This is a genomic window from Sorangium sp. So ce1153, from assembly GCF_051521595.1.
Lineage (GTDB): Bacteria > Myxococcota_A > Polyangia > Polyangiales > Polyangiaceae > Sorangium.
The window spans coordinates 3825013-3849884 of the sequence record NZ_CP150361.1; the positions used below are offsets into that span (position 1 = coordinate 3825013).

General features: G+C 71.9%; 13 protein-coding genes. 8 read left to right on the top strand and 5 right to left on the bottom strand.

Features of this window, described 5'->3' with window-relative positions; translation table 11 throughout:
* Positions 1-170 precede the first annotated feature (170 nt).
* A complete protein-coding gene (locus tag WME85_RS13520) occupies positions 171-728 on the top strand; it encodes a hypothetical protein (RefSeq protein ID WP_437838347.1) in 558 nt (185 codons plus the stop codon).
* Here WME85_RS13520 and WME85_RS13525 read toward each other — a convergent pair.
* The gene (locus WME85_RS13525; protein ID WP_437838349.1) at positions 725-1222 is read right to left on the bottom strand and encodes a hypothetical protein; all 498 of its coding nucleotides are present in this window, start codon (positions 1220-1222) and stop codon (positions 725-727) included. The genes WME85_RS13520 and WME85_RS13525 overlap by 4 nt on opposite strands.
* Before the next feature lie 43 nt (positions 1223-1265).
* Here WME85_RS13525 and WME85_RS13530 point away from each other — a divergent pair, with 43 nt between their 5' ends.
* On the top strand, positions 1266-2378 hold the full coding sequence (locus tag WME85_RS13530) for a M23 family metallopeptidase (RefSeq protein WP_437838351.1): 1113 nt from the start codon (positions 1266-1268) through the stop codon (positions 2376-2378).
* Between the two features lie 417 nt (positions 2379-2795).
* Positions 2796-4364 (top strand): FAD-dependent monooxygenase, encoded by a 1569-nt coding sequence (locus tag WME85_RS13535; RefSeq protein WP_437838353.1) that lies wholly within the window; start codon positions 2796-2798, stop codon positions 4362-4364.
* A gap of 207 nt (positions 4365-4571) precedes the next feature.
* Here WME85_RS13535 and WME85_RS13540 read toward each other — a convergent pair whose 3' ends face one another.
* Together WME85_RS13540 and WME85_RS13545 are read right to left on the bottom strand one after the other, a co-directional pair.
* Entirely contained in the window at positions 4572-4985 is a 414-nt protein-coding gene (locus WME85_RS13540; protein WP_437838355.1) for a hypothetical protein, read from the bottom strand.
* Positions 4975-5397, bottom strand: a complete 423-nt coding sequence (locus tag WME85_RS13545; protein ID WP_437838357.1) for a transposase — start codon at positions 5395-5397, stop codon at positions 4975-4977. The genes WME85_RS13540 and WME85_RS13545 overlap by 11 nt, the downstream gene beginning before the upstream one ends.
* Before the next feature lie 583 nt (positions 5398-5980).
* Between WME85_RS13545 and WME85_RS13550 the strand changes: the two genes are divergently transcribed.
* The 4 genes from WME85_RS13550 to WME85_RS13565 all read left to right on the top strand — a co-directional run bounded on the left by WME85_RS13550 (position 5981) and on the right by WME85_RS13565 (position 21500).
* Positions 5981-11221, top strand: coding sequence for an amino acid adenylation domain-containing protein (locus WME85_RS13550; protein ID WP_437838359.1), 5241 nt, complete (start codon positions 5981-5983; stop codon positions 11219-11221).
* The gene (locus WME85_RS13555; RefSeq protein ID WP_437838361.1) at positions 11208-16652 is read left to right on the top strand and encodes a type I polyketide synthase; all 5445 of its coding nucleotides are present in this window, start codon (positions 11208-11210) and stop codon (positions 16650-16652) included. The genes WME85_RS13550 and WME85_RS13555 overlap by 14 nt, the downstream gene beginning before the upstream one ends.
* Positions 16653-16764: 112 nt before the next feature.
* On the top strand, positions 16765-17163 hold the full coding sequence (locus WME85_RS13560) for a YybH family protein (RefSeq protein WP_437838363.1): 399 nt from the start codon (positions 16765-16767) through the stop codon (positions 17161-17163).
* Between the two features lie 146 nt (positions 17164-17309).
* Positions 17310-21500, top strand: coding sequence for an ATP-binding protein (locus tag WME85_RS13565; RefSeq protein WP_437838365.1), 4191 nt, complete (start codon positions 17310-17312; stop codon positions 21498-21500).
* 74 nt (positions 21501-21574) lie between these two features.
* On the opposite strand, the gene WME85_RS13570 is transcribed toward WME85_RS13565, so the two are convergent.
* Both WME85_RS13570 and WME85_RS13575 read right to left on the bottom strand, forming a co-directional pair.
* Positions 21575-21991 (bottom strand): nuclear transport factor 2 family protein, encoded by a 417-nt coding sequence (locus WME85_RS13570; protein WP_437304793.1) that lies wholly within the window; start codon positions 21989-21991, stop codon positions 21575-21577.
* 696 nt (positions 21992-22687) lie between these two features.
* The gene (locus WME85_RS13575; protein ID WP_437838368.1) at positions 22688-23524 is read right to left on the bottom strand and encodes a hypothetical protein; all 837 of its coding nucleotides are present in this window, start codon (positions 23522-23524) and stop codon (positions 22688-22690) included.
* A 91-nt stretch (positions 23525-23615) separates the two neighbouring features.
* Here WME85_RS13575 and WME85_RS13580 point away from each other — a divergent pair, with 91 nt between their 5' ends.
* Entirely contained in the window at positions 23616-24857 is a 1242-nt protein-coding gene (locus WME85_RS13580; RefSeq protein ID WP_437838370.1) for a methyltransferase, read from the top strand.
* Positions 24858-24872 lie beyond the last annotated feature (15 nt).

Here is a 24872-nt window from a genome sequence, read left to right on the forward strand (position 1 = left end):
CTGGCCTGGAGCGTCGTCGAAGACGACGGATGTGCGGAGCCTGCCGCGTTCACGAAGTGTGTCTCTTACGAGCGGATCAGGCGTTCGGGCCACCACGAGCGGCGCCGCACGATGTGGCCTGGAGCCGGCGATTGTCGACCAACGTCGATTTAGGGAGATCTAGAATGAACATGGGACGAGTCATCTCGCGTATGGGCATCGTGTCGGTCTGCGCGGGCGCGCTGGTACTCTCGGGCTGTCTCGGGAGCGCGGAGGGCGAGGGCTTCGAGGAAGAGGTTGTCGAGACGGAGCAAGCGATGGGGGTCGAATGCGCCGGCGCTACCGCCACGGTTTCCTTCACCGGCTCTGCCGACTGGGAGTCGGTCCAGACGTACAACACGCCCTCCTGCTACAAGGGCGTGGTGGTCGACGTGAACAACATCCTCTTTCCTGGAGGTGTGGCAACCGCCACCGTCTACTGGGCCGACAGCGCGCCGACCACGCAAGCGGCCTGCGAAGACAGCTACGTCGCGGCGGACGTGTTCAAGTGGGTCAGTGGAAGCTGGTCGTACCACTTCTCCATGGACGATCACGGCGTGTGGAATGCGGGCACAGGGAAGTGCCAGACGCCGCTGGTCGGCGATGGTTTGGGCACCGGCCAGAGCTTTCGCTTCGCGCTCACGGCTCGCACCTCCGCTAGCAGCAGCGCGTCGACACGGAAGGTGGGCATCCAGACGGGGGGCATCTAGAGGGTCGCTCGGAGACCCAGCCGCAGGCGAGGCCGGCGTACCCCGAATGACGCGGACCCGGGTGGGCAGCAGCTACCCCCCGGGCCCGCGTGCTCCTGGTTCTTGATCCGCACCATGAACGGCGTCAGGCATGCGCCGCTCCGTGCCTCCAGATCCGCGCCGGCGTGGAGCAGGCGGCGCACCGTCTCCACCTTCACCTCTTCGCGCATCAGCGGTTTGTAGCCGATACGATCTCTCAGGTTCAGCGGCACGCCGGCATTCACCAACAGGGCCATCCGCTCGCGGTCGCGGAGCACGCTCCCGAGAATGGTCGGCGGGTCGTAGCGATCGCGCGCGGCGATCTCCTCGATGCGCGTCGCGTCGCGCGCCTGGAGCGCCGTCGTGAGATCCCAGCGATACGTCCGCGGAGGGGGGCCCGCCGGGCGGCCGGCGTTGACGCGAGCGACGCTCGCGCCTAGCGTGCGCGCCGTCCGCATGTCTCGTGCCCCTGTCACCGCCGACAAGGCTCGTCGGTGCCTTAGCGCAAGGTGATCTCCGGTGCCCGGTGGAAGCCCCAAGCGACCCGAGTCCACTTCCGACGGCTGGTCGCCCCGCGCCGAGGCCTCGGTGTGGCTCGGGCTCGGGCTGCTCGGCGTCGGGGTCGTGTGGTTCGCGGTGCGCGCCGTCGAGATCGACAGGTCGCTCGACGCCGCGAGCCGGCAGCTCGCGAGCGCCGGGCCTCCGGACGCGCCGCCGCCGCCAGCGCCGGCTCCCGACGCGGGCGCAGAGCCGCATCTCGCCCTGGCCTGGACCGTGGGAGCCACGGGCGAGCCGGCGGAGCCGCAGGCGAGCGTGCGGCGGGCAGCCGAGGAGCTGCTCGCGCGGCGCCTCCCTCACGGGCTCCGTCGCGGGGCGGTGATCCGCGCCGTGGCCGAGGCCGCCAGGGCGCCGGAGGAGCCTCGTGTTCTGGCGCTCGACGTGCGGGCGGCCGGGCAGCCGGAAGCCCGCTTCTACCGGTTCGACGGCAGCGCCGCGGGGCGGCTGGTCGACGAAGATGGACGCGAGCCGGTGCCGAGCCCGTGGCAGGCGCCGCTCGCCACGCTGCGTCGGACGTCGCCGTTCAACCCCAAGCGGATGCACCCGATCCTGCACCGCGTGATCCCACACGAGGGCACGGACTACGGCGCGCCGTCGGGAACCTCGGTCTATGCCGCGCTCGAGGGCACCGTCTCCTGGGTGGGGCCGCATGGTGGTCACGGCAACTGGGTCGCGATCCTGCACGACAACGGGGTCGAGACAGGCTACGCGCACCTCTCGAGGTTCGCGGCGGGCCTGAGGCGCGGGGACCACGTGGCGACCCATCAGCTCGTCGGCTACGTGGGGTCGACCGGGCGATCGACGGGGCCGCACCTGCACTTCAGCGCGAGCCGCGACAGCGTCTACTTCGACGCGGAGACGCTGCTCGCGACGCGCCTGCGGGAGCTCCCCGGCGATCAGCGCGACGCGTTCCGCACCGAGAAGGGCGAGCTCGACCGCGAGCTCGACGACATCGGGGATCCCCTCCCCGCCGCGTCGCGGCGCGGAGGCGAGGGCGCGCCGGCGTCGCGGGCGAGCGATTCGGTGTCGCAGCCGCGCGCGGCCGCGTCGGGCGCCCGGCGCCAGCGGCGGTGACCGGCGGCGAGGCCGCCCGGCGGCCTCGTCTCCCCCTGACGGGATGACCTGGTCCGGCGTGTCCCCCTGGATGACTCCTCGACGATGCGCGCCGTGGAGCCGGGACGCGGCCAGAGCTGGTGACCGGAGATTCGTTACATGGGAAGGTTGAAGAACTCCTGGCAACGGCCCTGCTTGAGGTGGCACACCTCCCTCTCCGCGCCTTCGCACGTCCCGACCTCGATCCGGCGGATCACGGCCGTACATCTTGTGCGCCTCACAGATATCCACGCACGCCTGGATACCGTTCGGCCCCCCCGCCTCGCCGCCGCCCCCGCCGCGGCCGTCCCCGCCACCGCCACCGCCGCCGCCGCTGTGCCTTCTGTGTCCCGATAGCTGTTCGGTGTTTGTACGTAGCACTCGATGGATACATAGCCGATGGACAAGCAGGTCGATGTCGTGGTTGTAGGCGCCGGGCCGGTCGGGCTCTTGCTCGCGATCGAGCTCAAGCTGGGCGGCGCCGGTGTGATGGTGCTTGAGCGGCTCACTGCGCCAAGCGTCGCCCTGAAGGGGACTGCAGTCGGACCGCTCGGCGTGGAGGCGCTCCAGCGCCGGGGCATGGGCCCAGCGCTCGCCGAGGCGGAAGATCGCCACTTCGCGGCCATGGGACCGGTGGGCGTGGAGAGGCGGGCGCAGGCACACAGGTCCAGGGGGCATTTCGCCCTTCTCCCTCTCCGATCAGAAGCAGCGGGCGAGCCCGAACGGCGCATGCTCTGGGTGAACCAGCAGGGCGTGGAGGCGATCCTGGGCGCGCGGGCGGCCGCGCTCGACATAGAGGTACGGCGCGGGTGCGAGGTCACGGGCTTGGACCAGCATGACGATGGCGTCGCGCTCCACTGGGCTTCCCCGGACGGGCCGGAGCACGCGCGCTGCGCCTGGCTGGTCGGATGTGACGGAGGGCGCAGTTCGATCCGCAAGATGGCCGGTTTTGCCTTCCCCGGTACGCCGCCGAGCCAATTCATGTACCAGGCCGTGCTCGACCTCGACCACCCCGAGCGCCTGCCGCGCGGGGCGACCCGCACGCCGGAGGGCGTCGTCATGAACGGACCTCGGCCTCGCTGGCTTGCGATGCACGATTTCAGCGGTCCGCCGGCTGATCGCAATGCGCCCGTCACGCGCGAGGAGATCGAAGGCGTGCTGCGCCGAATCAGCGGCGCGGATGTCCGCGTGACGGCGATTGAGCAGGCGAATCGCTTCACGGACAGCGCACGTCTGGTCGACACGTACCGCCGGGATCGCGTCCTGCTCGCGGGTGATGCGGCGCACATCCATTCGCCATTGGGCGGCCAGGGGCTGAGCCTTGGGCTGGTCGACGCGGCCAACCTCGGCTGGAAGCTCGCCGCCGTCGTTCGCGGCGACAAGCTGGACAGCCTGCTCGACAGCTACACGTCCGAGCGGCGGCCCGTGGCCGAGGCCGTGCTGGCCAACACGCTCGCCCAGGTCGCGCTCACGCGGTCCGACCCGCAGTCGAGCGCAATGCGGCAGATCTTCGCGAAGCTGATGGAGATCGACGCCGTGAATGGCCATCTCGACGGACTGACGAGCGGTCTGGCCACGCGCTACGACCTCGGCGCGGAGCGAGACCTGGTCGGGCGCCTCATCGGCGATCACCCGGTCGGCCGCGCCGACGCTCGAACATCGCTGTTCGCGGAGATGGCGGAAGGCGAAGGCATATTGCTCGACGCGTCTCCGGACGGGCACGCGGCCGGTCTCGCCGCCGGGTTCACGCGGGTGCGCTGCTTACCGGCCGACGCAGGCCCGTCGATGCTGATCCGGCCCGACGGGTGCATTGCTTGGGCCGGCGACGTGGGAGACGTCGAGGGGTTAGTGGACGCGCTTGAGCGCTGGTTCGCGTCCGCCGCTCCCCGGCCAGGCGGCTTCCAGAAACGGTCGTGCTCGGCCGGGCCATCGTCCTCCGTGCCGTCGCGATCGGAGCAGCGAACGTAGCCGACAACGTCACCACTGGCGGTCGGAATGTCACGGCCGTCTGCCTGTCTAGAGCACGCCGTCGGGCGGATGCTCCGTTACCTCCGGCGGCACGGGCATCTCGAAAGAGCCTACCACTACTGTGTCAGCGCGGCGCGGACACGAACCAATGCGCGCTGCGGCGTAACGGCGGGCGGTGGCACGCAGGGCAACGAGGCAGCCACGCGATCAAGGCGCGAGCGATCGCGCGGCGAACGGTCGCGAGCGAGTCGGCGAAGTGACGCTCAGGCCGCGAAGCGGAGCAGGTGGGCGTGACCTTCGGCGTCTGCCGAGGGAAAAAAAAGACCGATCACGCTCGGCCACGATGAAGGCGTAACAGCACAGGACGACGGAAACATGGTGGTGCCAGCCTCGGAATCGCCGCCCTTCGAAGCGATCGAGCCCCAGCTCGCCCTTCATCTCTTCGTAGGCCTGCTCAGTTCGGTGGCGCTCCTTGTACTGGCGTACGATCTGCTTCTTGGACATCTTGGTCCCCAGCGTCGTGACCGCGAACTTCGAGGGATCGCTCTCGCCGAACGGCCACTCGATGAGCAGCCACAGCGGTTCGTGCTCCTCGACCGGGATGCCATCGTCAATCGTCATTGGCGAGCCGAACGCGGCGCAAGGCGAACCGCGACGCGAGCTTCTTGCCCGTACCTTCGCGCCATGTGATCCGACGAAACGTCTTTTTGCCAAGCTTGCGCGCGAGCTCGTCGGCTGTCATGGGCGTCTTGTTCCAGCGCCCGCCGGGACCGAGGGCGACGACCATCGTCATCGAGTCCACACCGACGGGGTAGTCGAAGCCGAGCAGGCGCACGGTGTCGCGAAACTTTGCCGAGCGACCGTAGACGGCGTCCGCAAGCACGAGCTGACCCGGCACGTTGTCGGCCGCAGCGCGCTCGATCGCGTCGAGTGTCAGATCCACCTTGCTCTTGAACTGAATGCCGTCAGGGATCTGCGCTTCGCGCCGGCGACTTGGATCGTTGGCACACTCCCAACGCGGCGATCGGCTCAACGCTCTTGCGTTCCAGATCGCTGAGAAGCCCCAGCGTGTAGCTCGCAAACGCCTCTCGGCGCTTGGGATGACCGAGGACTGTGCCAATCGTCGATCACCACCGGATTACGAGTGCTCCCGACGCCTCGTTCGCGGCGGGCTCCGTCGCGGTGTGCGAGCCCGGCGCGGTCGTCGCGGGCCACGCGGGGCCGCCCGGGAGCGATCGCCTCATGACGCAGCGCCGCGACCACATGCCCCTCCACGCCGAAAAAAGCCGTACGTCCCGCTTGACCTTCATTCCGCGGTTGTGTGTAATCGGCTGCGCTGCGAATAGCCTTGAATTGTGGACCGTCACCCTGCCACGGCGTCGATGGACTCGCCCATCGAAGCGTGAGTACCAGCGTGATGCAGCATGGTATCCGTGCCGACAGCGCCCCTGAAACGTCGGGGGCGCGCCCGTGTCACCGGCTGCCGCCCTGGAGCTCACTCCGGTGCTCCTGGGACGGTTCTGAACGAGATGCGTGACGCCCTCGCGTCGCTGGTCGGGCTCGCACACGGCGGCTGATGTTCTGCCCCTGAAGAGACTCCTGCCACCACACACGACATGACCTATCACGACTTCAGCTCCGAGGACGCCAGCATTCACCGCTCGTTCGAGCTCCAGGCCGGGCGCACGCCCGGCGTCGTGGCCGCATCCTTCGGCCCTGACCGGCTCACCTATCAGGAGCTGAATCGCCGCGCGAACCAGCTCGCGCACCACCTGAGGAGCCTGGGCGTCGGCCGCGACGTCCTCGTCGCGCTCTGCGCCGAGCGCTCCCTGGAGGCGCTCATCGGGCTGCTCGCGGCGCTCAAGGCCGGCGGCGCCTATGTCCCTGTCGACCCCGCGTACCCGCGGGAGCGGGTCGCCTTCATGCTCGAGGACGCCGGGGCGCCCGTCCTGCTCACCCAGGCGCGGCTGCTCCCGTCGCTGCCGCGCCACGGGGCGCGCGTGGTCCTCCTGGACGGCGATCGCGATCTGACCGCGGGCTTCAGCGGCGAGGACCCGCCGGACACCACGGGCCCCGACGACCTCGCCTACGTCATCTACACGTCGGGCTCGACCGGCAGGCCCAAGGGCACGCTGCTGACGCACCGCGGCCTCACCAACCTCACCCGCGCGCTGGCCGAGCGATTCGACGTGGCGCCGGGCTGCCGCGTGCTCCAGTTCGCGTCCCTCAGCTTCGATGCGTCGGTCTGGGAGATCGCGATGACGCTCGCCCGGGGAGGCACCCTGGTGATGGGGGCGCAGGCCGAGATGATCCCCGGGCCCGCGCTGCTCGATCGGATGCGCGCGGAGGAGGTGTCGATCGCGACCTTCCCCCCCTCCGCGCTCGCCGCCTTCCCCGAGGGCGCGGAGCGCTCGCTGCCCGCGCTCCGGACCCTCATCGTCGCCGGCGAGACCTGCCCGGCCGACCTCGCCGCGCGCTGGGCGCAGGGGCGCAGGTTCATCAACGCCTACGGTCCCACCGAGTTCACCGTGTGCGCCACGATGGCCGACGGGCTCGACCCGGTTCGGGACCCCGGCGAGCCCCTCTCCATCGGCCGGCCGATCAGGAACGCGCGCTGCTACGTGCTCGACCGTGCCATGCGCCCGGTCCCGGACGGCGAGGCCGGCGAGCTCTACCTCGGTGGACCCGGGCTGGCCCGGAGCTACCTGGGACGGCCCGAGCTCACGGCGGCGCGGTTCGTCCCCGATCCGTTCAGCTCCACCCCGGAGGCCCGGCTCTACCGCACGGGGGACGTGGTGCGCCGCCTGCCCGGCGGCGATCTCGCCTTCCTCGGGCGCGTCGACCAGCAGGTGAAGATCCGCGGCCACCGCGTCGAGCTCGGCGAGGTCGAGGCCGCGCTCGGGCGCCACCCCGCCGTCCGCGCGGCGGTGGCCGTCGCCAGCGAGGGCCGCCTCGTCGCCTACGTCGTCGCGCGCCCGGACGCGCCGGACGCGCCCCCGGCCGCCCCCCGGGCCGTCGTGCCCGCGCTGCGCAGCTTCCTCCGCGAGAGCCTCCCCGAGGTCATGATCCCGTCGACGTTCGTGCTGCTCGACGCGCTGCCGCTCGGCCCCAGCGGGAAGGTGGACCGCGCGGCCCTGCCGCCGCCGGACGCCGCCCGGCCCGATCGCGGCGACGGCGAGCCCCTCGCGCCGCGCAACCAGATCGAGGCGGCGATCGCCACGGCGTGGGCCGAGGCGCTCGGGATCGAGCACCTCGGCGTCCACGACGACGTCTTCGACCTCGGGGCGCACTCGCTGCTCGCCGCGCGGGTGCTGTCGCGGCTGCGCCGCGCGCTCGGCGTCGAGCTCTCCCTGCAGAGCCTGTGCGACGCCCCCACGGTCGCCGCGCTGGCCGAGCTCGTGGAGTCGCTCCCCCGGCCGAAGCAGCGCCCGGCCGCCGCGACCATCCGGCCTGCGCCGCGCGACCGGCCCATCCCCCTCTCGCACGGGCAGCGGCAGATCTGGCTCCACGCCTCGCTCCACCCGGGCGCGCTGTTCTACAACGAGCCGTTCTCCCTGCGCCTCCGCGGGCCCCTCGACGTCCCGGTCCTGGGGCGCGCCCTCGACGAGCTCCTCAGGCGCCACGAGATCCTGAGGAGCGTCGTCGCGGTCGTCGGCGGCGAGCCCGTGCAGCAGATCCTGCCCCCGGCGCCGCTCGATCTGCCGGTCGTCGAGCTGACCGCGCTGCCGGCGCTATCGGCTGAAGCGCGGTGGGGGCGCGCCGTCGCGCTCGCCACAGACGAGGCCCGGCGCCCGTTCGATCTCGCCCGCGGCCCGCTGCTCCGGGCCACGCTGGTCCGGCTCGACGAGGCCGACCACGTGCTGTTCGTGGTGGTGCACCACATCCTGATGGATGGAGTCTCCATCTTCGACGCGCTCCCGAGGGAGCTCCACGCGCTCTACCAGGCGTTCGCCGCGGGCAGGCCGTCGCCGCTGCCCGAGCGCGCGATCCACTACGCCGATTACGCGGTCTGGCAGCGGGAGCAGCAGCTGAGCGGCGCCCTCCAGCCGCAGCTCGATTACTGGAGGCGACAGCTCGCCGACCTGCCCACCCTGGAGCTGCCGACCGACAGGCCGCGCCCGGCCGCCCCGAGCCTCGCGGGGGCCCGCCACTGCGTCGCCCTGTCGCGGGAGCTCACGCTCCGGCTGAAGGCGCTGGCCAGGGAGCAGGGCGTCACGCTCTTCGTGGTCCTGCTCTCGGCCTTCAAGGCGATGCTCTACCGGTACGCGCGGCAGGACGAGGTCGTCGTGGGCACGTCCGCGTCGTGCCGCCACCCGCCGGAGACCGAGGACCTCCTCGGCTTCTTCCTGAACACGCTCGTGCTGCGCACCGACCTGCGCGGCGACCCGACGTTCCGGCAGCTGCTCGGGCGCGTGCGGGCGGTGAGCCAGGCCGCGCTCTCGCACCAGGACGTGCCGTTCGCCAGCGTCGTGCAGGCGCTCCAGCCGAAGCGGGTCCCCGGCCAGAACCCGCTGTTCCAGGTCGCCTTCGTGCTGGAGCCGCCCGTGCCGGCGCTCGATCCGAGCTGGACCCTGAGCCAGCTCGACGTGGACACGGGCGCGTCCAAGTTCGACCTGATGCTGGAGCTCGACGAGCGCGAGGACGGCATCATCGGGCGCATCGAGTACAGCACCGCGCTGTTCGACGCCCGCACCATCGAGCGCATGGCGGGCCACTACGAGGCCCTGCTCGAGGGCGCGTCGCGCGACGTCGATCTGCGCCTCTCGGCGCTGCCGCTGCTCACGCCCGAGGAGCGGAGCGCGCTCCGCGCGTGGGGCACCGCCCCGGCCGGCCCCGGGTCGGACGCGTGCATTCACCGCCTCTTCGAGGCCCAGGTCGAGCGCTCTCCCGAGGCCGTCGCGGTCGTCTTCGACGACGGCGCGGGCAACGTCACGTCGCTCACCTACCGGGAGCTGAACCGGCGGGCCAACCAGCTCGCGCACACCCTGCTCGGCCTCCGCGCGCCGGGGGCGCCGGGGGCGCCGGGGCCCGAAGCCGCGCCCGGCCCCGACGAGGGGGCCCTCGCGCGCACCGACGAGGGCGCCCTCGCGCCCGAAGACCGCGTGGCCGTGTGCATGTACCGGTCGATCGAGATGATCGTCGCGCTCCTCGGCGTGCTGAAGGCGGGCCTCGCCTTCGTGCCCCTGGATCCGACCTACCCCACCGAGCGCCTCGCGTTCATGCTGGAGCAGGCCCGGGTCCGCGTGATGCTCACCCAGGTGCGCGTCGGCGCGGTGCTGCCGGGGTGCCGCGCGCGCGTCCTCTGCCTGGACGCGGATCCCGAGGAGATCGGCCGGGCGAGCGACGACAACCCGACGGAGCTGGCGACGCCGGACCAACTCGCCTATGTCATGTACACGTCGGGCTCCACCGGCCGGCCCAAGGGCGTGGCCGTGCCGCACCGGGGCGTGGCCCGGCTCGTCAAGGGCACGACGTACGCGCGCTTCGCGCCGGACGAGGTCTTCCTGCAGCTCGCGTCGATCTCCTTCGACACGTCGCAGTTCGAGATCTGGGGCGCGCTCCTCAACGGCGGCCGGCTGGTCGTCATGCCCCCCGCGCCCGCGTCGCTCGACGACCTGGATCGCGTGATCCGGCAGCACGGGGTGACCACGGTGTGGCTCACCGCCGGCGTCTTCCACCTCCTCGTGGACGAGCGGATCACGGCGCTGCGCGGCCTGCGCCAGATCGTGGCCGGGGGGGACGTCCTGTCCCCGCAGCACGTCAACCGGGTCCTCGCCGAGCTCCCGGGGTGCCGGATGATCAACGGCTACGGGCCCACGGAGGCCGCGACGTTCGCCTGCTGCGCCGCGGTGGAGCGCCCGGTCGGCCACACGGTGCCCATCGGAAGCCCGATCCCCGGCACGAGGGTGCACGTGCTCGACCGGGATCTCAACGAGGTCCCGGCCGGCGTCCCCGGGGAGCTCTGCATCGGCGGAGAGGGCCTCGCGCGCGGCTACCTCGATCTGCCGGAGCTCACCGCGGAGCGGTTCATCCACGATCCCATCGGCGGCGAGCCGGGAGGGCGGCTGTACCGGACCGGCGATCGCGTCCGCCTGATGCCGGACGGGCAGCTCGAGTTCCTCGGCCGCATGGATCAGCAGGTCAAGGTCCGCGGTTACCGGATCGAGCTCGGCGAGATCGAGGTGGTCCTCGGCGAGCACCCGGCCGTGCGCGAGGTGGTCGTCGTGGCGCAGCCGGCGCGCTCGGGCGACCGGCGCCTCGTGGCGTACGTCGTCCCGCACGGCGGCAGGGCCGCGGCGCCGCCCGCGCAAGCCGGCGCCCGCGCGCGCCCGTTCATGGCGGATCCGACCGGCGGGCTCGAGCGTGCGATCCGCGATCACGCGCAGCGGCGGCTGCCCGACTACATGCACCCCTCGGCCATCGTGCTGCTCGACGCGCTGCCCCTCACGGGCAACGGCAAGGTGGACCGCCGCGCCCTGCCGGCCCCCGTCGAGCTCCGCCCCGAGAGCGCGCCCATGGTGGCGCCGCGGAGCTCGCTCGAGGAGCGGCTCACCGCGATATGGCAGGACGTCCTCGGCATCGAGCGCGTGAGCGTGCAGGACAACTTCTTCGATCTGGGCGGCCACTCGCTGCTCCTGATGCGCCTCCACGAGCGCGTCCGGGAGTCGTTCGGCAGCGATCTCTCCATCGTCGATCTGTTCGCGCGCCCGACGGTCACCGATCTCGCCGCGTTCCTCGCGAGCGGCAGCGGCGGCGGGAGCGACCTCTCGGAGGCCGACGCCCGGGCGCTGAAGCAGCGAGAGATCCTGAAACGAAAGAAGCAGGCAGCCAAGAGCAGACAGAATGGATCCGCTTGATCAACCCGTCCCGGAGGACCAAATCGCGATCATCGGGATGGCCGGCCGCTTCCCGGGCGCGAGGAGCGTCGACGCCTTCTGGCAGAACCTGCGCGATGGGGTCGAGTCGATCGCGGCGCTCTCGGATCAGGATCTCGCCGCGGCGGGCGTGCGCCCGGCGGTGGCCTCGGACCCGAGCTACGTCCGCGCGCGGGCCGTGCTCGACGAGGTGGAGTGGTTCGACGCGGCCTTCTTCGGGATGACCCCGCGAGAGGCCGAGATCCTGGATCCGCAGCACCGCTTCTTCCTGGAGTGCGCGTGGGAGGCGCTCGAGCACGCCGGGTACAACCCCGAGGCGTTCAAGGGGACCATCGGCGTCTACGCGGGCGCGAGCGGCCACGACACGTATTTCCTGAGCAACCTTTACCCGAACCACGAGCTCAGGAAGGCGATGGACTATCAAGTCTACGTCGCCAACGACAAGGACTTCCTGCCCACGCGGACCTCGTACAAGCTGAACCTCCGCGGGCCGAGCGTCGCGGTCCAGACCGCCTGTTCCACCTCGCTCGTGGCCGTCCACATGGCCTGCCAGGCGCTGCTCACCTACCAGTGCGACATGGCGCTGGCCGGCGGCGTGGCCATCAACGTCCCCACGCGGTCGGGTTACCTGTACCGGCACGGCATGATCCTCTCGCCCGACGGGCGCTGCCGCGCGTTCGACGCCGAGGCGCAGGGGACGGTGGTCGGCAACGGCGCGGGCGTCATCGTGCTGCGCCGGCTCGAGGACGCCCTCGACAGCGGCGATCACATCGAGGCGGTGATCCGGGGCTCGGCCGTCAACAACGACGGCTCGGGCAAGATCGGGTTCACCGCGCCGGGCGTGGAGGGGCAGGCGCAGGTCATCGCGCAGGCCCTGGCGATGGCGAACACCGATCCCGAGACGATCAGCTACGTGGAGGCCCACGGCACCGGCACGCGCCTCGGGGATCCCATCGAGGTCGCGGCGCTCACCCGGGCGTTCCGCGCCCGGTCCCGCGGCCAGCGCAAGGGCTGGTGCGCGCTCGGCTCGGTCAAGCCGAACGTCGGGCACCTCGACGTCGCCGCCGGCATCACCGGCGTGATCAAGGTCGTGCAGGCGCTCCGCCACCGGCAGATCCCGGCCAGCCTGCACTTCAAGACGCCGAACCCGGAGATCGACTTCGCGAACAGCCCGTTCTACGTCAACGCGGCGCTCGCGGACTGGGAGCCCGGCGACGGGCCCCGCCGCGCCGGCGTGAGCTCGTTCGGCATCGGCGGCACCAACGCCCACGCCATCCTCGAGGAGGCGCCCCACGCGGCGGCGGCGCCCGGCGGGCGGTCCTGGCAGCTCCTCCTGCTCTCCGCCCGCACGAGGACCGCGCTCGACACGATCACCGAGAACCTCGTCGGGTACCTCAAGGCGCACCCGGACGTCAGCCTGCCGGACGTCGCGTTCACGCTCCAGGTCGGCCGCAAGACGTTCCCGCACCGGCGCATGCTCGTCTGCAACGACGCAGACGAGGCGGTGAGCCTGCTGTCGACGCTCGGGGAGCGGCGGGTCCTCGCGCACGTCGAGGAGGCCATCGATCGCCCGGTCGTCCTCATGTTCCCGGGGCAGGGCACGCAGTACGCCGGCATGGCGCGGGAGCTGTACGAGCGGGAGCCCACGTTCTGCGCCGGCGTCGATCTCTGCGCGGCCATGCTCCAGCCCGAGCTCGGGTTCGATCTCCGCGAGGTGATCTACCCGCCCCCGGGGCGGGAGGCGGCGGCCGCGGAGCTGCTCAAGCAGACGCGCTTCGCCCAGCCCGCGCTCTTCGTGATCGAGTACGCGCTCGCCACGCTCTGGATGGAGTGGGGCATCCGGCCCGCGGCGATGATCGGCCACAGCCTCGGCGAGTACGTGGCGGCCTGCCTCGCGGGCGTCTTCTCGCTGGAGGACGCGCTGAAGATCGTCGCCCGGCGGGGCAAGCTGATGCAGGAGATGCCGCCGGGCGCGATGCTCGCGGTCCCGCTGCCCGAGGCCGAGGTGCAGCCGCTGCTCGACGAGGGGGGCGGCGCGCTCTCGCTCGCGGCCGTCAACGGGCCGGCCGCCTGCGTCGTGGCCGGGCCCGAGGACGCCGTCGAGGCGCTCTCCGACCGGCTCTTCGCCGAGCGCGAGCTGGAGTGCACGCGCCTCCAGACGTCGCACGCGTTCCACTCCCGGATGATGGAGCCGATGCTCGCGTCGTTCACCGCGATCGTGGCCCGCGCGCGCCCGAGCGCCCCGAAGATCCCGATCGCGTCGAACGTCACCGGCACCTGGCTGTCCGCGGCCGACGCGCAGGACCCCGGGTACTGGGCGAGGCACGTGCGCGAGCCGGTGCGCTTCATGGCGGGGCTCGGCGAGGTGCTCGCCGATCCGACGCGCGCCCTGCTCGAGGTCGGCCCGGGCCGGGTGCTCGCGACCCTGGCCAAGCAGCACCCTGCGCGGGGCGCCCGCCGGGTGATGCTCTCGTCGATCCGGCACGTCCACCACCGCCAGTCCGACATCGGGTTCCTGCTGGAGACGCTGGGCCAGCTCTGGCTCTCCGGCGTCCGCGTCGACTGGTCGGGCTTCTACACCCACGAGCCCCGCCGGCGCGTGCCCCTGCCGACCTACCCGTTCGAGCGGAAGCGGTACTGGATCGACCCGCCCTCGAGCGCCGCGCGCCGGCCGGCGCGCAGCGCGCCGGAGCCGGCCGGCCTGATCCACCTCCTGGCCTGGAAGCGCTCGGTGCTGTCGGGGTCGATGAAGGCGTCGGCCCGGCCGGCCAGGGCGCAGTGCTGCGTCGTCTTCGCCGACAGCTACGGGCTGGGCGCCCGGATGGAGATGCGGCTCCGCCGGGACGGCTACAAGGTCATCACCGTGCGGCCGGGCGAGGGCTTCGCCGAGACGGGCGAGGGCGAGTTCACCGTCGCCCCCGCGAGCCGCGCGGACCACGCGTCCCTCTTCGGCGCGCTGCGCGCGGCGGGCGTGTCCCCCTCGCGCATCATGTTCCTGTGGGGCGTGACCAAGCCCGCGCGCGCGCCGCTCGACGCCGGCCGCCTCGCGGAGGCCCAGCGGCTCGGGTTCGCCAGCCTCGTCGCGCTGGCCCAGGGGATCGGCGACGCGGGGATTCGCGACGAGGTGCGGCTCGGCGTCGTGACGAGCCACATGCAGAAGGTGACCGACGCGGCCGTGCTCTGCCCCGAGAAGGCCACGCTGCTCGGCCCGTGCGAGGCCATCCCCAGGGCGTACCCGAACGTCTCGTGCATCAGCGTCGACATCGATCTACCGGAGCCGCGGACGCTGCAGGAGGCGAGGCTCATCGACCAGCTCCTCGCCGAGGTCACGCTGGAGCGGACCGAGCCCGTCATCGCCTACCGGAACGGGGAGCGCTGGGTCCGGATCTTCGAGCCCGCGCGCATGGACCGCGCCGAGGGCCTGCCGCCGCGCCTCCGGGAGGGCGGCGTCTACCTGATCGCCGGCGGGCTCGGGGCCGTCGGCTCCGCCCTCGCGGAGCACCTCGCGAAGGTCGCGCGCGCGAAGCTCGTGCTCGCGGGCCGGACGGCGCTCCCGCCCCGGGAGGCCTGGGACGGCCTCGCCGGCGCGGGCGCCTTCGACGCGCTACGCCGCAAGATCGGCGCGGTGCTCGAAATGGAGCGGCTGGGCGCCGAGGTGCTGCTCGTGACGGCCGACGTCACGCGGCTCGACGACATGCAGCGCGCGGTGGCCGAGGGGCTCCAGCGCTTCGGGCGGATCGACGGCGTGATCCACGCGGCGGGCGCCCGCCGCGCCGTGCCCCTCCAGCGCATGACGCGCGAGGAGGGCGAGGCGCTCCTCGCCCCGAAGCTCGACGGCGCGCTCGTCCTCGACGAGTCGCTCCGGGGCCTCCGGCCCGATTTCGTCGCGCTGTGCGCCGCGCGGACCGCGGGCGCCCGCGGGGCGGGCCTCGCGGGCCAGTGCGCCGCGACCGCCTTCCTCGGCGCCTTCGCGCAGCGGCGGGCCGCCGGTGACGGCCCGCTCACGATCGCGATCGAGTGGGACCCGTGGCAGCGGCAGGACGCCTCGCGCGGCAAGGATCCCGAGCTCGCGGCCGACTCGAGCGAGGGCGGCGCGGCCGCCGCGGAGGAGGGGATCTCGCGCGACGAGGCGCTCGACGCCTGGATGCGCGTCCTCACGAGCCCCACGCCCCACGTCCTGGTCCTGAAGCGGGAAGCGCAGGCCAAGCAGCGCGCCGCGGCCAGCTCGAGCACGCCCAGCTCGATCGCGCCGGCCTCGCGGGACGTCGAGTCCGAGGGCATCCCGAGATCGGTCCACCCGCGGCCCGACCTCGGCACGGCCTACGTGGCGCCGCGCGATCCGCTGGAGCGCGCCGTCGCCGAGACGTGGGAGAAGCTGTTCGGCATCGAGCGGATCGGCGTCCACGACGACTTCTTCGCGCTCGGCGGCGACTCGCTGCTCGCCGTCCAGCTCATCTCCCGGCTGCGCAGCGTCGTGAACATGGATCTCCCCGGCCACAGCCTGCTCAACGCGCCGACCGTGGCGGCCCTGGCCGAGCTCATCGCGCAGTCCGACTCGCCCTCATCCACCTCGCTGTCGAGGCGCTCTCCCGCGCGCCTCTTGCCCGCGTCGCTCGTGCGGATCAAGCCCGGCACCGGGCGGCCGCTCTTCCTGATGCACCCGGTCGGAGGGCACGTTTACTTCTACCACGATCTCGCCACCTGCCTGGACCCGGCGCAGCCCGTGTACGGGCTGCAGGCGCAGGGCATCGAAGGCAAGGCGCCGCCCTTGACCCGCGTCGAGGAGATGGCCGCGCGCTACCTCGAGGCGGTACGGCGGCACATCCAGCCGGAGGGCCCCTACGTGCTCGGCGGGTCGTCCTTCGGCGGGGTCGTCGCCTTCGAGATGGCGCACCAGCTCATCTCCGGGGGCGAGCGCGTCGCGCTTCTCATGATGATCGACACGCCCGCGCCCTCGGCGGTGTTCCCCGAGGATCTCGACACCCCCGAGCGCCTCGCCTACCTGATCAGCGGCGATGCGAGCCTCCCCGTCCCCGCGGAGGAGATCCGGCACCTCTCCCCGGACGAGCAGCTGCTCCACGTGCTCCAGCGCAAGAAGGGTGTCTCCCGGATGTTCCCGAAGCTGGCGCTCCAGGAGCTCGCCACGTTCCGCAAGATCGTCACCGCCAACCTGCAGGCGATGCTGCGCTATGTCCCCCGCCCCTACCCGGGTGACGTGCTCTTCTTCGAGGCGAGCGAGCGCGACGCCATGACCGTGAACAACCCGGCGCGGGGATGGCTCGATTTGATCCAGGGCCAGCTCACTGTCCACGAGGTCCCTGGCAATCACATCACCATGAATTTGCCGCCGAACGTGCAACTCATGGCCGATCATCTGCGCGCGGCCCTCGAGGCGGCGGGACATCAGGGCTGATGTTGACGCCCGGCCGGCGGGCTCTTTACCATGGGTGTGGAGCGGCGACGGCGGCGCCCCCGCGCGGTCGCGCGGGCTCGAGTGCGGCCAGGGCGCGCGGCGGAGGTGGAGAATGTCGAAGAGCACCGCGGAGCAGGCGAGAGAGGAGCACGTCGCGCTCCTCAAGGCGTGGACGAAGGCGGTGGGGGCCGTCAAGGACTACGGCTTCCTCGATCGCCACCTGGCCGAAGGCTGGCGGTACGTCGATTACAACGGAGTGCAGCGCGGCAAGGACGAGTACCTGAAGCTCGTCGACAGCATGTTGACGTACACGCAGGAGCTCCGGCAGTGCGACGTGCGTATCGTCGGCGGGGACGTCGCTATCGTGAGCGGCGTCTACCGCTCGCGCGCCGAGCTCAAGGGCGGTGTCAAGCTCGATAACACCATCGCCTTCACCGCGGTCTGGGAGCTCAAGGGCGGTGAATGGAAAGCCCTCGTGCACCACACGACGAGGATCCCTGACGCGTCGTGATCGACGTCCGCGCCGACTGCGTCGACCGCGTCGAAGCGCTCCGGCGGCCGGCGCCTCGCCGGCGAGGCCGGAGGAAACGTTGACAGGGATCCTGCTTCGAGTACCGTACACTCAGGATCGTCCTACCGACGATCACCAGGGCTCTCATGGATCTTCGCCGGTTCCTCACGCACGCGGTGCAGATCGCATCTGCGCTGTCGAAACTTCATAAGTCAGGCACGCTTCACCTGGACATCCGCCCCGCGAACCTCTCCGTGCACCCGGAGAGCGGGGAGGTTGCGCTCGACGGTGGGCTGGCCGCGGTGCGCGGCGATCTCGGCCTCTCCGACGAGACGAAGATCAAGCCGGAGTCGCTGCCCTACATCGCGCCGGAGCGGACGGGCCGCGTCGACTGGCCGATCGACGAGCGCGCCGATCTCTACTCGCTCGGTGTCACGCTGTACGAGCTGCTCTCCGGCAAGCTGCCGCTCGACGCGGACGACGCGCCCGCGTGGGCGCACGCCCACATCGCGAGGGCCCCTGTGCCGCTCTCGGAGGTGGTGCAGGACGTGCCTCGGATCGTCGCCGAGATCGTCATGAAGCTCCTCGCGAAGTCTCCGGAGGAGCGTTATCAGACCGCCCGCGGGCTCTGGTCGGACCTCCTCGTGTGCCAGACCGAGCTGGAGGAGCTCGGGATGATCGACTCGTTCCCGCTCGGGACGGCCGACATCCCGGACAGGCTGCAGCTCCCGACGAAGCTCTACGGCAGGAAGCGCGAGCGCGCGCTGCTGCTCGAGGCGTTCGAGCGCGTGGTCGCCACGGGCACCGCCGAGCTCGTGCTCGTCGCCGGGTACTCGGGCGTCGGGAAGACCTCGCTCGTGAAGGAGGTGCAAGCGCCCATCGTGCGCGAGCGCGGGGCGTTCATCTCCGGCAAGTTCGATCAGCTCCAGCGCGACATCCCCTACCGCACGATCGCCCAGGCGTTCGGGGAGCTCGTCCGGCAGCTCCTGACGGAGAGCCCGCAGTCCCTCGCGGGGTGGAAGCACCGGCTGCGCGAGGCGCTCGGCGAGGAGGGGCAGGTCATCATCGACATCGTCCCGCAGCTCTCGCTGATCCTCGGCGAGCAGCCGCCGGTGGCGCCGCTCGCGCCGAACGAGGCGCGCAGCCGCTTCGTCCGCGTGTTCCACGCGTTGCTCGGCGTGGTCGCCCGCAAGCGGCACCCGCTCGTGCTGTTCGTGGACGACCTGCAGTGGGCGGACCCCGCCAGCCTGAAGCTCATCCGCGACATCGTCGCGGTGCCCGAGAAGCGGCACCTGCTCGTGATCGGCGCGTACCGCGACAACGAGGTGAGCCCGTCGCACCCGCTCGTGGAGGTGCTCCGGCAGATCCACGCGACGGGCGCGCGCGTCTCGACGCTCACCCTCGGCCCGCTCCCGCACGAGAACGTCCTCAAGCTCGTCATGGACACCTTCCGCTGCGACGACGAGCAGGCGGCGCCGCTCACCCAGCTCCTCGTCCAGAGGACGGGCGGCAACCCGTTCTTCGTGGGCCAGTTCCTGATGGAGCTCTATCGCCAGAGGCTGGTCTGGGTCGATCCCGGGAGCGCCGCCTGGTGCTGGGACATCGAGGCGATCGCCGCGCAGAACCTGACCGACAACGTCGTCGATCTGGTGCTGACCCGCCTCAAGCGGCTGGACGGAGAGGCGCAGCGGGTCCTCTCCCTCGCCGCCTGCCTCGGCGCCCGCTTCGACGCCGAGGTCCTCTCGGCCATGTACGGCGAGTCGACGCAGGCGACCCACGCCGTCATCACCCCGGCCATCCGCGAGGGGCTCGTGGCGCGCCGGGGCGGCACGTACAAGTTCCTCCACGACCGCGTGCAGCAGGCCGCGTACCTGCTCATCCGCGAGGGCAGCCACGCCGAGACGCACCTCCGCATCGGGCGCCTGCTCCTCGTCCAGACGCCGGAGGAGGCGCTGGAGGACCGGCTGTTCGAGATCACGAACCAGCTGAACATCGGCGCCTCCCTCATCACCGATCCGGGCGAGCGGCGCAGGACGGCCGCGATGAACCTCCGCGCCGGCAGGAAGGCGAAGGCCTCCGGGGCCTACGGCTCGGCGGTGGCCTACTTCGCCGCGGGCTGCGCGCTGATCGGGGAGGACGACTGGGGGGGAGACGACCACCTGCTCGCCTTCGCGCTGCGCCTCGATCTCGCCGAGAGCGCGTGCGTGAACGGGGAGTTCGATCGGTCCGTCGGCCTCTGCTCGACGCTCCTCGAGCGCGCGCGCACGCCGCTCGACAAGGCGGCGGCCTACCGCGTCCTGATGCAGAACCACACGGCCCGGTCGGAGCACGACGCGTGCATCGGCGTCGGGCTGGAGTGCCTCGCGCTGCTCGGCATCAAGCTCCGGAGGCAGCCGGCCGACGACGAGGTGATCGCGGAGATCACGGCGCTGCGCGACGCGCTCCGCGATCGCGCGGCCGACGAGATCCTGGGCCAGCCGAGGATGACGGCGCCGCCGATGATCGCGGCGATGGGCGTGATGGCGGAGATGTACGCCTCGTCGTTCTACACCGATCCGAACCTCAACGACCTCCTGGTCTGCCAGATGGTCCGGCTCAGCTTGCTCCACGGCAACGCGGAGTCGACCGGCATCGGGTACACGTGCCTCGGCAAGGCGCTCTGCATGAGGCTCGGCGCGTACCAGGACGGCGACCGGATCGGCAGGGTGGGTTACGACCTGACCGAGAAGATGAACGCGCTCGTCTACAAGCCCGAGGTGGCCAACCTCTATGGCTGCCTGATCTCGGTCTGGACGCGCCACATCGACACCGGGATCGTCTGCCAGCGCGCGAGCATCCAGGCCGCGAACGAGGTCGGCAACCTGACGTGGGGGAGCTTCAGCAACATCCAGCTCACCCTGAACCTGCTCGTGCGGGGCGACCCGATGGAGGAGACGTACAAGGGCGCGGTGAGCGCGCTCGACTACGCGACGAAGGCGAAGATCACGTTCGCCGCGGACGCCGTGATGAGCATGCTGCGCTTCGTCCAGGCGATGAGGGGCGCCACGCGCCACCTCGGCACGATGAGCGGGGACGACTTCGACGAGCAGGCGTTCGAGGCCCGCCTCGAGAAGGAGAGCTTCCCGAGCGTGCGGCTCGTCCATTACGTCATGAAGACCGCGCAGCACCTCCTGGCCTGCAATGACGAGGAGGCGGTCGCGGCCGCGGAGGGGGCGGAGCGCAACATCGCGGGGGGCAACGGGATGTTGTTCTCGGCCGAATATCACTATTACGGCGCCCTCGCCCGGGCGGCGCGCTTCGCCGGAGCCCCGGCCGAGGTGCAGGCCGGGCTCCGGGGGTCGCTCGCCGGCCACGCGGAGCAGCTGCGCGTCTGGGCCGAGAGCTGCCCCGACAACTTCGCCGGCAAGCACGCGCTCGTCAGCGCGGAGATCGCGCGCATCGAGGGCAGGCACGAGGACGCGGCGGCGCTCTACGATCGCGCGATCGTGGCCTTCCGCGAGAGCCGGTTCATCCACCAGGAGGCGCTCGCCAGCGAGCTCGCCGCCCGGTTCTACCTGGATCGCGGCTACAGCGGCCTGCCGGGGCTCTACCTCAGGGAGGCGGTGGCGGCGTACTCGCGCTGGGGCGCGAGCGCCAAGGTGCGGCAGCTCGAGCAGCGGCACGCGCTCGTCCTGAACCAGGAGCAGCGGCGCGCCACGAGCAGCGGCGTCATGACGCTGGCGGCGGAGACCATCGACGCGCAGACCGCGGTGAAGGTCTCGCGGTCGCTCTCGAGCGACATGACGCCGAAGGAGATGATGGAGTCGCTCATGCGGCTGGTCGTCGAGCACGAGGGGGCGGAGCGGTGCTGTCTCCTGCTCACCGGCGACGGCCTGCGGCTCGCCGCCGAGGCCGTGGTGGACCGCGACGGGATCAGCATCCGCGTGTACGAGCGGAGCACGGCGCCGCTCGCGACGCGCGTCCCGGCCTCGATCGTCAACTATGTCGAGCGGACGCGGGAGCGGGTGTTGCTCAGCGACGTGGGGGCGAGCGGCGCCTTCGCCGCGGACGAGTACCTCGTGCGCGAGCGGCCGAAATCGGTGCTGTGCATGCCGCTCATGAAGAACCCCGGCGAGGTGGGCGGCCTCCTCTACCTGGAGAACCGGCTGGTCCACGGCGCGTTCATCCTGCGCCGGCTGCCGCTCCTCGAGTTCCTGGCCGCGCTGTCGCTGCAGAACACCGTGCTCCGCGGCGAGCTGGAGCAGGAGGCGCAGAAGCGCCAGCGGACCGAGGTGGCGCTGCGCCGGAGCGAGATGGCGCTGCGGGATCTGGCGGAGTCGAGCGAAATCACCCCGTGAGCGCGGGCCGCGCCGCCGCGCCGAGGTGGTGCGGCGGCGCCGCGGCGCCGCGGCCCGGGCGCCGCGGCGGTCGTTCAGGCGCTCTCGAGGACGTGACCCACGCTGTCGAGGAACGGCCTGTCCGGCGCGGAGAGGTGGAGCTGCACGAACCGCCAGTGACCCCCGTGGCGCTCGACCGTACAGGTCATCCGGAGCGCGGGCAGGTCGAAGCGCACGCCGCCCATGGTGGCGTGGATACCGAAGCCGGCCGTCCCGGCGCAGGCTGCCGCTCCCCCGGCCAGCAGACGCACCTGGACATCGCCGGTGATCCTGCACACGAGGTCCTTCAGGATCTCGCTCTGCCGCCGGAACGAGGCCTCGATCTCGGCCCAGCGCGTGAAGTGCAGCTTGTCGTGTGTGCCGTAGAAGATCAGGGCATCGTCACGTACGAACATGTCGCATAACGCGTCCACGTCGCCTCGCTCGAAGGCGCGCGCGAACTCGACGAGCATCTGGCGAACCGAATCTTCTGGACTTGCCGGCTTTCTCTCCGAGGACTCCATGCGCTCCGCTGCTCCCGTACCGATCCGAGCCTGATCTCGGCCGAGCATACAGCACCCCGGAGGCGACGCGCGACGCCCTGCGCGCGAAAGCGCTCGGAGCCCGGGCGGCTGCGCGCGACAAGGGTCGTCGCGGTCACGAGCACGTAACACCACACGACCCCGACCAGCGCCAGCCGACCAGGTGCCCCCTCGAACCCCGGAACCCAGCTGACCAGAAACCCCACGAGCAGGAACAGCAGCCCCACGCCCTGCAGCTGCGCGATCGACATCCGCTTCAGGAGGGCGCCGACCGAGAGCGAGGGCAGGTACATGCTCAGGAGGTGCACCTGGATCACCCAGCTCGCCTGCTGGACCGAGCGGGTCAGCAGGCCCGGCGCCCTTGCTGCTCGGCTGCCCCTCGAGGATCGCGAAGCGATACTGCTGCACGAACGCGCCTTGCAGACCGACGCCGCAGACCGCCGCGCAGAACAGCGGGAGATCGGCGCGCTCGACCGCGACCGCCGCGACCGCCGCGACCGCCGCGTTGGGCCACGGCCGAGCCCCGCTCGGCGGAAAGACAGACGGAAAGTGTTGGAAATGCCGAGCTATCTTCCGGCCCCTTCTCGCTCTCGCAGAAATCCCTGGCGGGGTTTCTGACACGCGGAGCTAGAACTCGAGCATCAGCCCTATCGACGGATAGATGATGAAGCTGTCGAGATCGACGGCGACCGCCCGCTCTCCGAGCACGGCGAGCTCACCGCTCGAGAAGATCTCCGCGAGCGTCAGCTCGAGGCCGAGGAACACGTGCTTGTAGCCGAGCGCGACGCCCGCCTGGCCGCCCACGTAGAGCCCGGTGCCGGAGAACGACGCGAGCTCGCGCTCGCCCGGGTAGCCGGTGAAGGCGGGCAGATCCACGACGAGCGCCGTGTCGAACGTCGTGAGCATGAGCCGAGGGCCGCCCCAGACCCGGTACCATGTGCCCGCCGTCCCGATCTGGATCGGCAGATCGATCTGCCATCGCGTGAAGTCCTCGAGCTCGACCAGCCCAAGGATGCTCCCGATAGGCAGATCGATCACGTAGCGACCGACCCCGGCGCCGGCCGTGAGGTCGACACCGTGCTTGTCGCGCTTCAGGAGCTGATACCGGGTGCCCAGGCGAAACGCGCTGCCTGTGTAACGGAGGTTGAGCTCCCAGCGATCGAGCGCCGTGTAGCCGACCCCGATGTGCGGCGTCACCGTCGGCGGGTTCAGGGCGAGCGCGCCGCCCGCCTCGAAGAGCGTCAGCCGCTCGCCCTCCGTCAGCTCCCGCGACTCCGCGATGTTCGCCAGCACGACGCCGGCGTCCACGACCGACGCGATCGCGCCGGTCGGGACCGAGACGTCGAGCCCGAGCTCGGCCTGGACATGGCCCTTGTCGGCCACGTGGGCTGGCTGGAAGGTGGAGAGAGCCGGCGCGCAACCGCACGCCCAGAAGGAGAGGAGCGCAAAGGCGAGCAGCCGCATGGTGTCTTGAGTACGCTACCATGCTCGCCCTCTTCCCTGGGCCGGCGCCGCGCCGATCCGGTAGTAGTGCTGCCCCTGCTCCGGCTCCCGCATGCTCCCGTCGACAAGGCCTCCGTCCGTCCCCCAGCGCCTCGAGCGCGCCCTCGAGGTGCTCGTGCCGGCGCTCGACATCGTCGAGGCGCGCGTCGACGAGGGCGCGCCGCCGGCCTGGTGCGAGGCGCGGGGCTGGACGGGGTTCCTCCTCTCGCTCGCCGACGGCGATCTCGCCCGCTGCGAGGCCGAGGGGCTCGCGGCGGGCATCGACGGGCTCGACGGCGCGCCGCCGAGCCTGAAGGCCCTCGCGCGCGCCGCGGACGAGGCCGCGAGGTTGCCGCGGCGGCCGGTCCAGCCGCTGGCGCCGGCGTCCCTCGACGAGCTCAAGGCGGTGCCGGCGCGCAAGCGGCTCCAGCTCGAGGCCCTGCTCGGCGCCGTGGCGCCCATGGCCGCCCGCGCCCGCCGGCTCGTGGACGTGGGCGCGGGACACGGGCACTTCACCCGCCTGGCCGCCGCGCGCTTCGACCGCGACGCTGTCGGCCTGGAGCGCGAGCCCGATCGCGTCGCGACCGCCTCCGCGCTCGCCGCGGGGGGCCGGGCGCGCTTCGTCGCGTTCGACGCCTGCGAGGAGGCGCTCGCGTTCGCCCCGGACGACCTGTCTGTGGGCCTGCACGCCTGCGGTGAGCTCGGGGACCGCATCGTGGTGGCGGCGGCGGCGGCGCCCTGCGATCTCGCGCTCGTCTCGTGCTGCCTGCAGAAGATCGGCGCGCCGGCCCGCGCCCCGCTCTCGGCCGCGGGCAGGGCGGCGGGGCTCGTCCTGCGGCGCGAGGCGCTGGGCCTCACCAACCTCACGGCGCGCCGCGCCGGGGTCGAGGCCAGCCTCGACGAGGAGCTCGCCGCGCGCGAGCGGCGGCACGCGCTGCTCTCGCTGCTCCGGGGCCGCGGGCTCGACGTGGCCCAGGGCGAGGAGATGCGCGGGATCAACCGGCGGCGCGCGCACGGCGGGCTGCGCGAGCTCGCGGCGCGGGCGCTCGCGCTGCGGGGCCTGGCCCCCGCGACCGAGGCCGAGCTCCGCGCGCGCGAGGCGGCGGCGCGGGCGGCGTTCGGGCGGATGCGCCGGCTCACGCTGCCGCGGTACCTCCTGGCCCGGCTCACGGAGGTCGCGGTCGCGCTGGACCGCGCGATGGCCCTCGGCGAGCGGGGCCACGAGGTGGAGGCGGCCGTCGTCTTCGCGCCCGAGGTGACGCCGAGGAACATCGCCATCTTCGCGAGCGCGCGGCCGGGAGGGCTCGGCGGCTGAGGCGGCGCGGCGGTC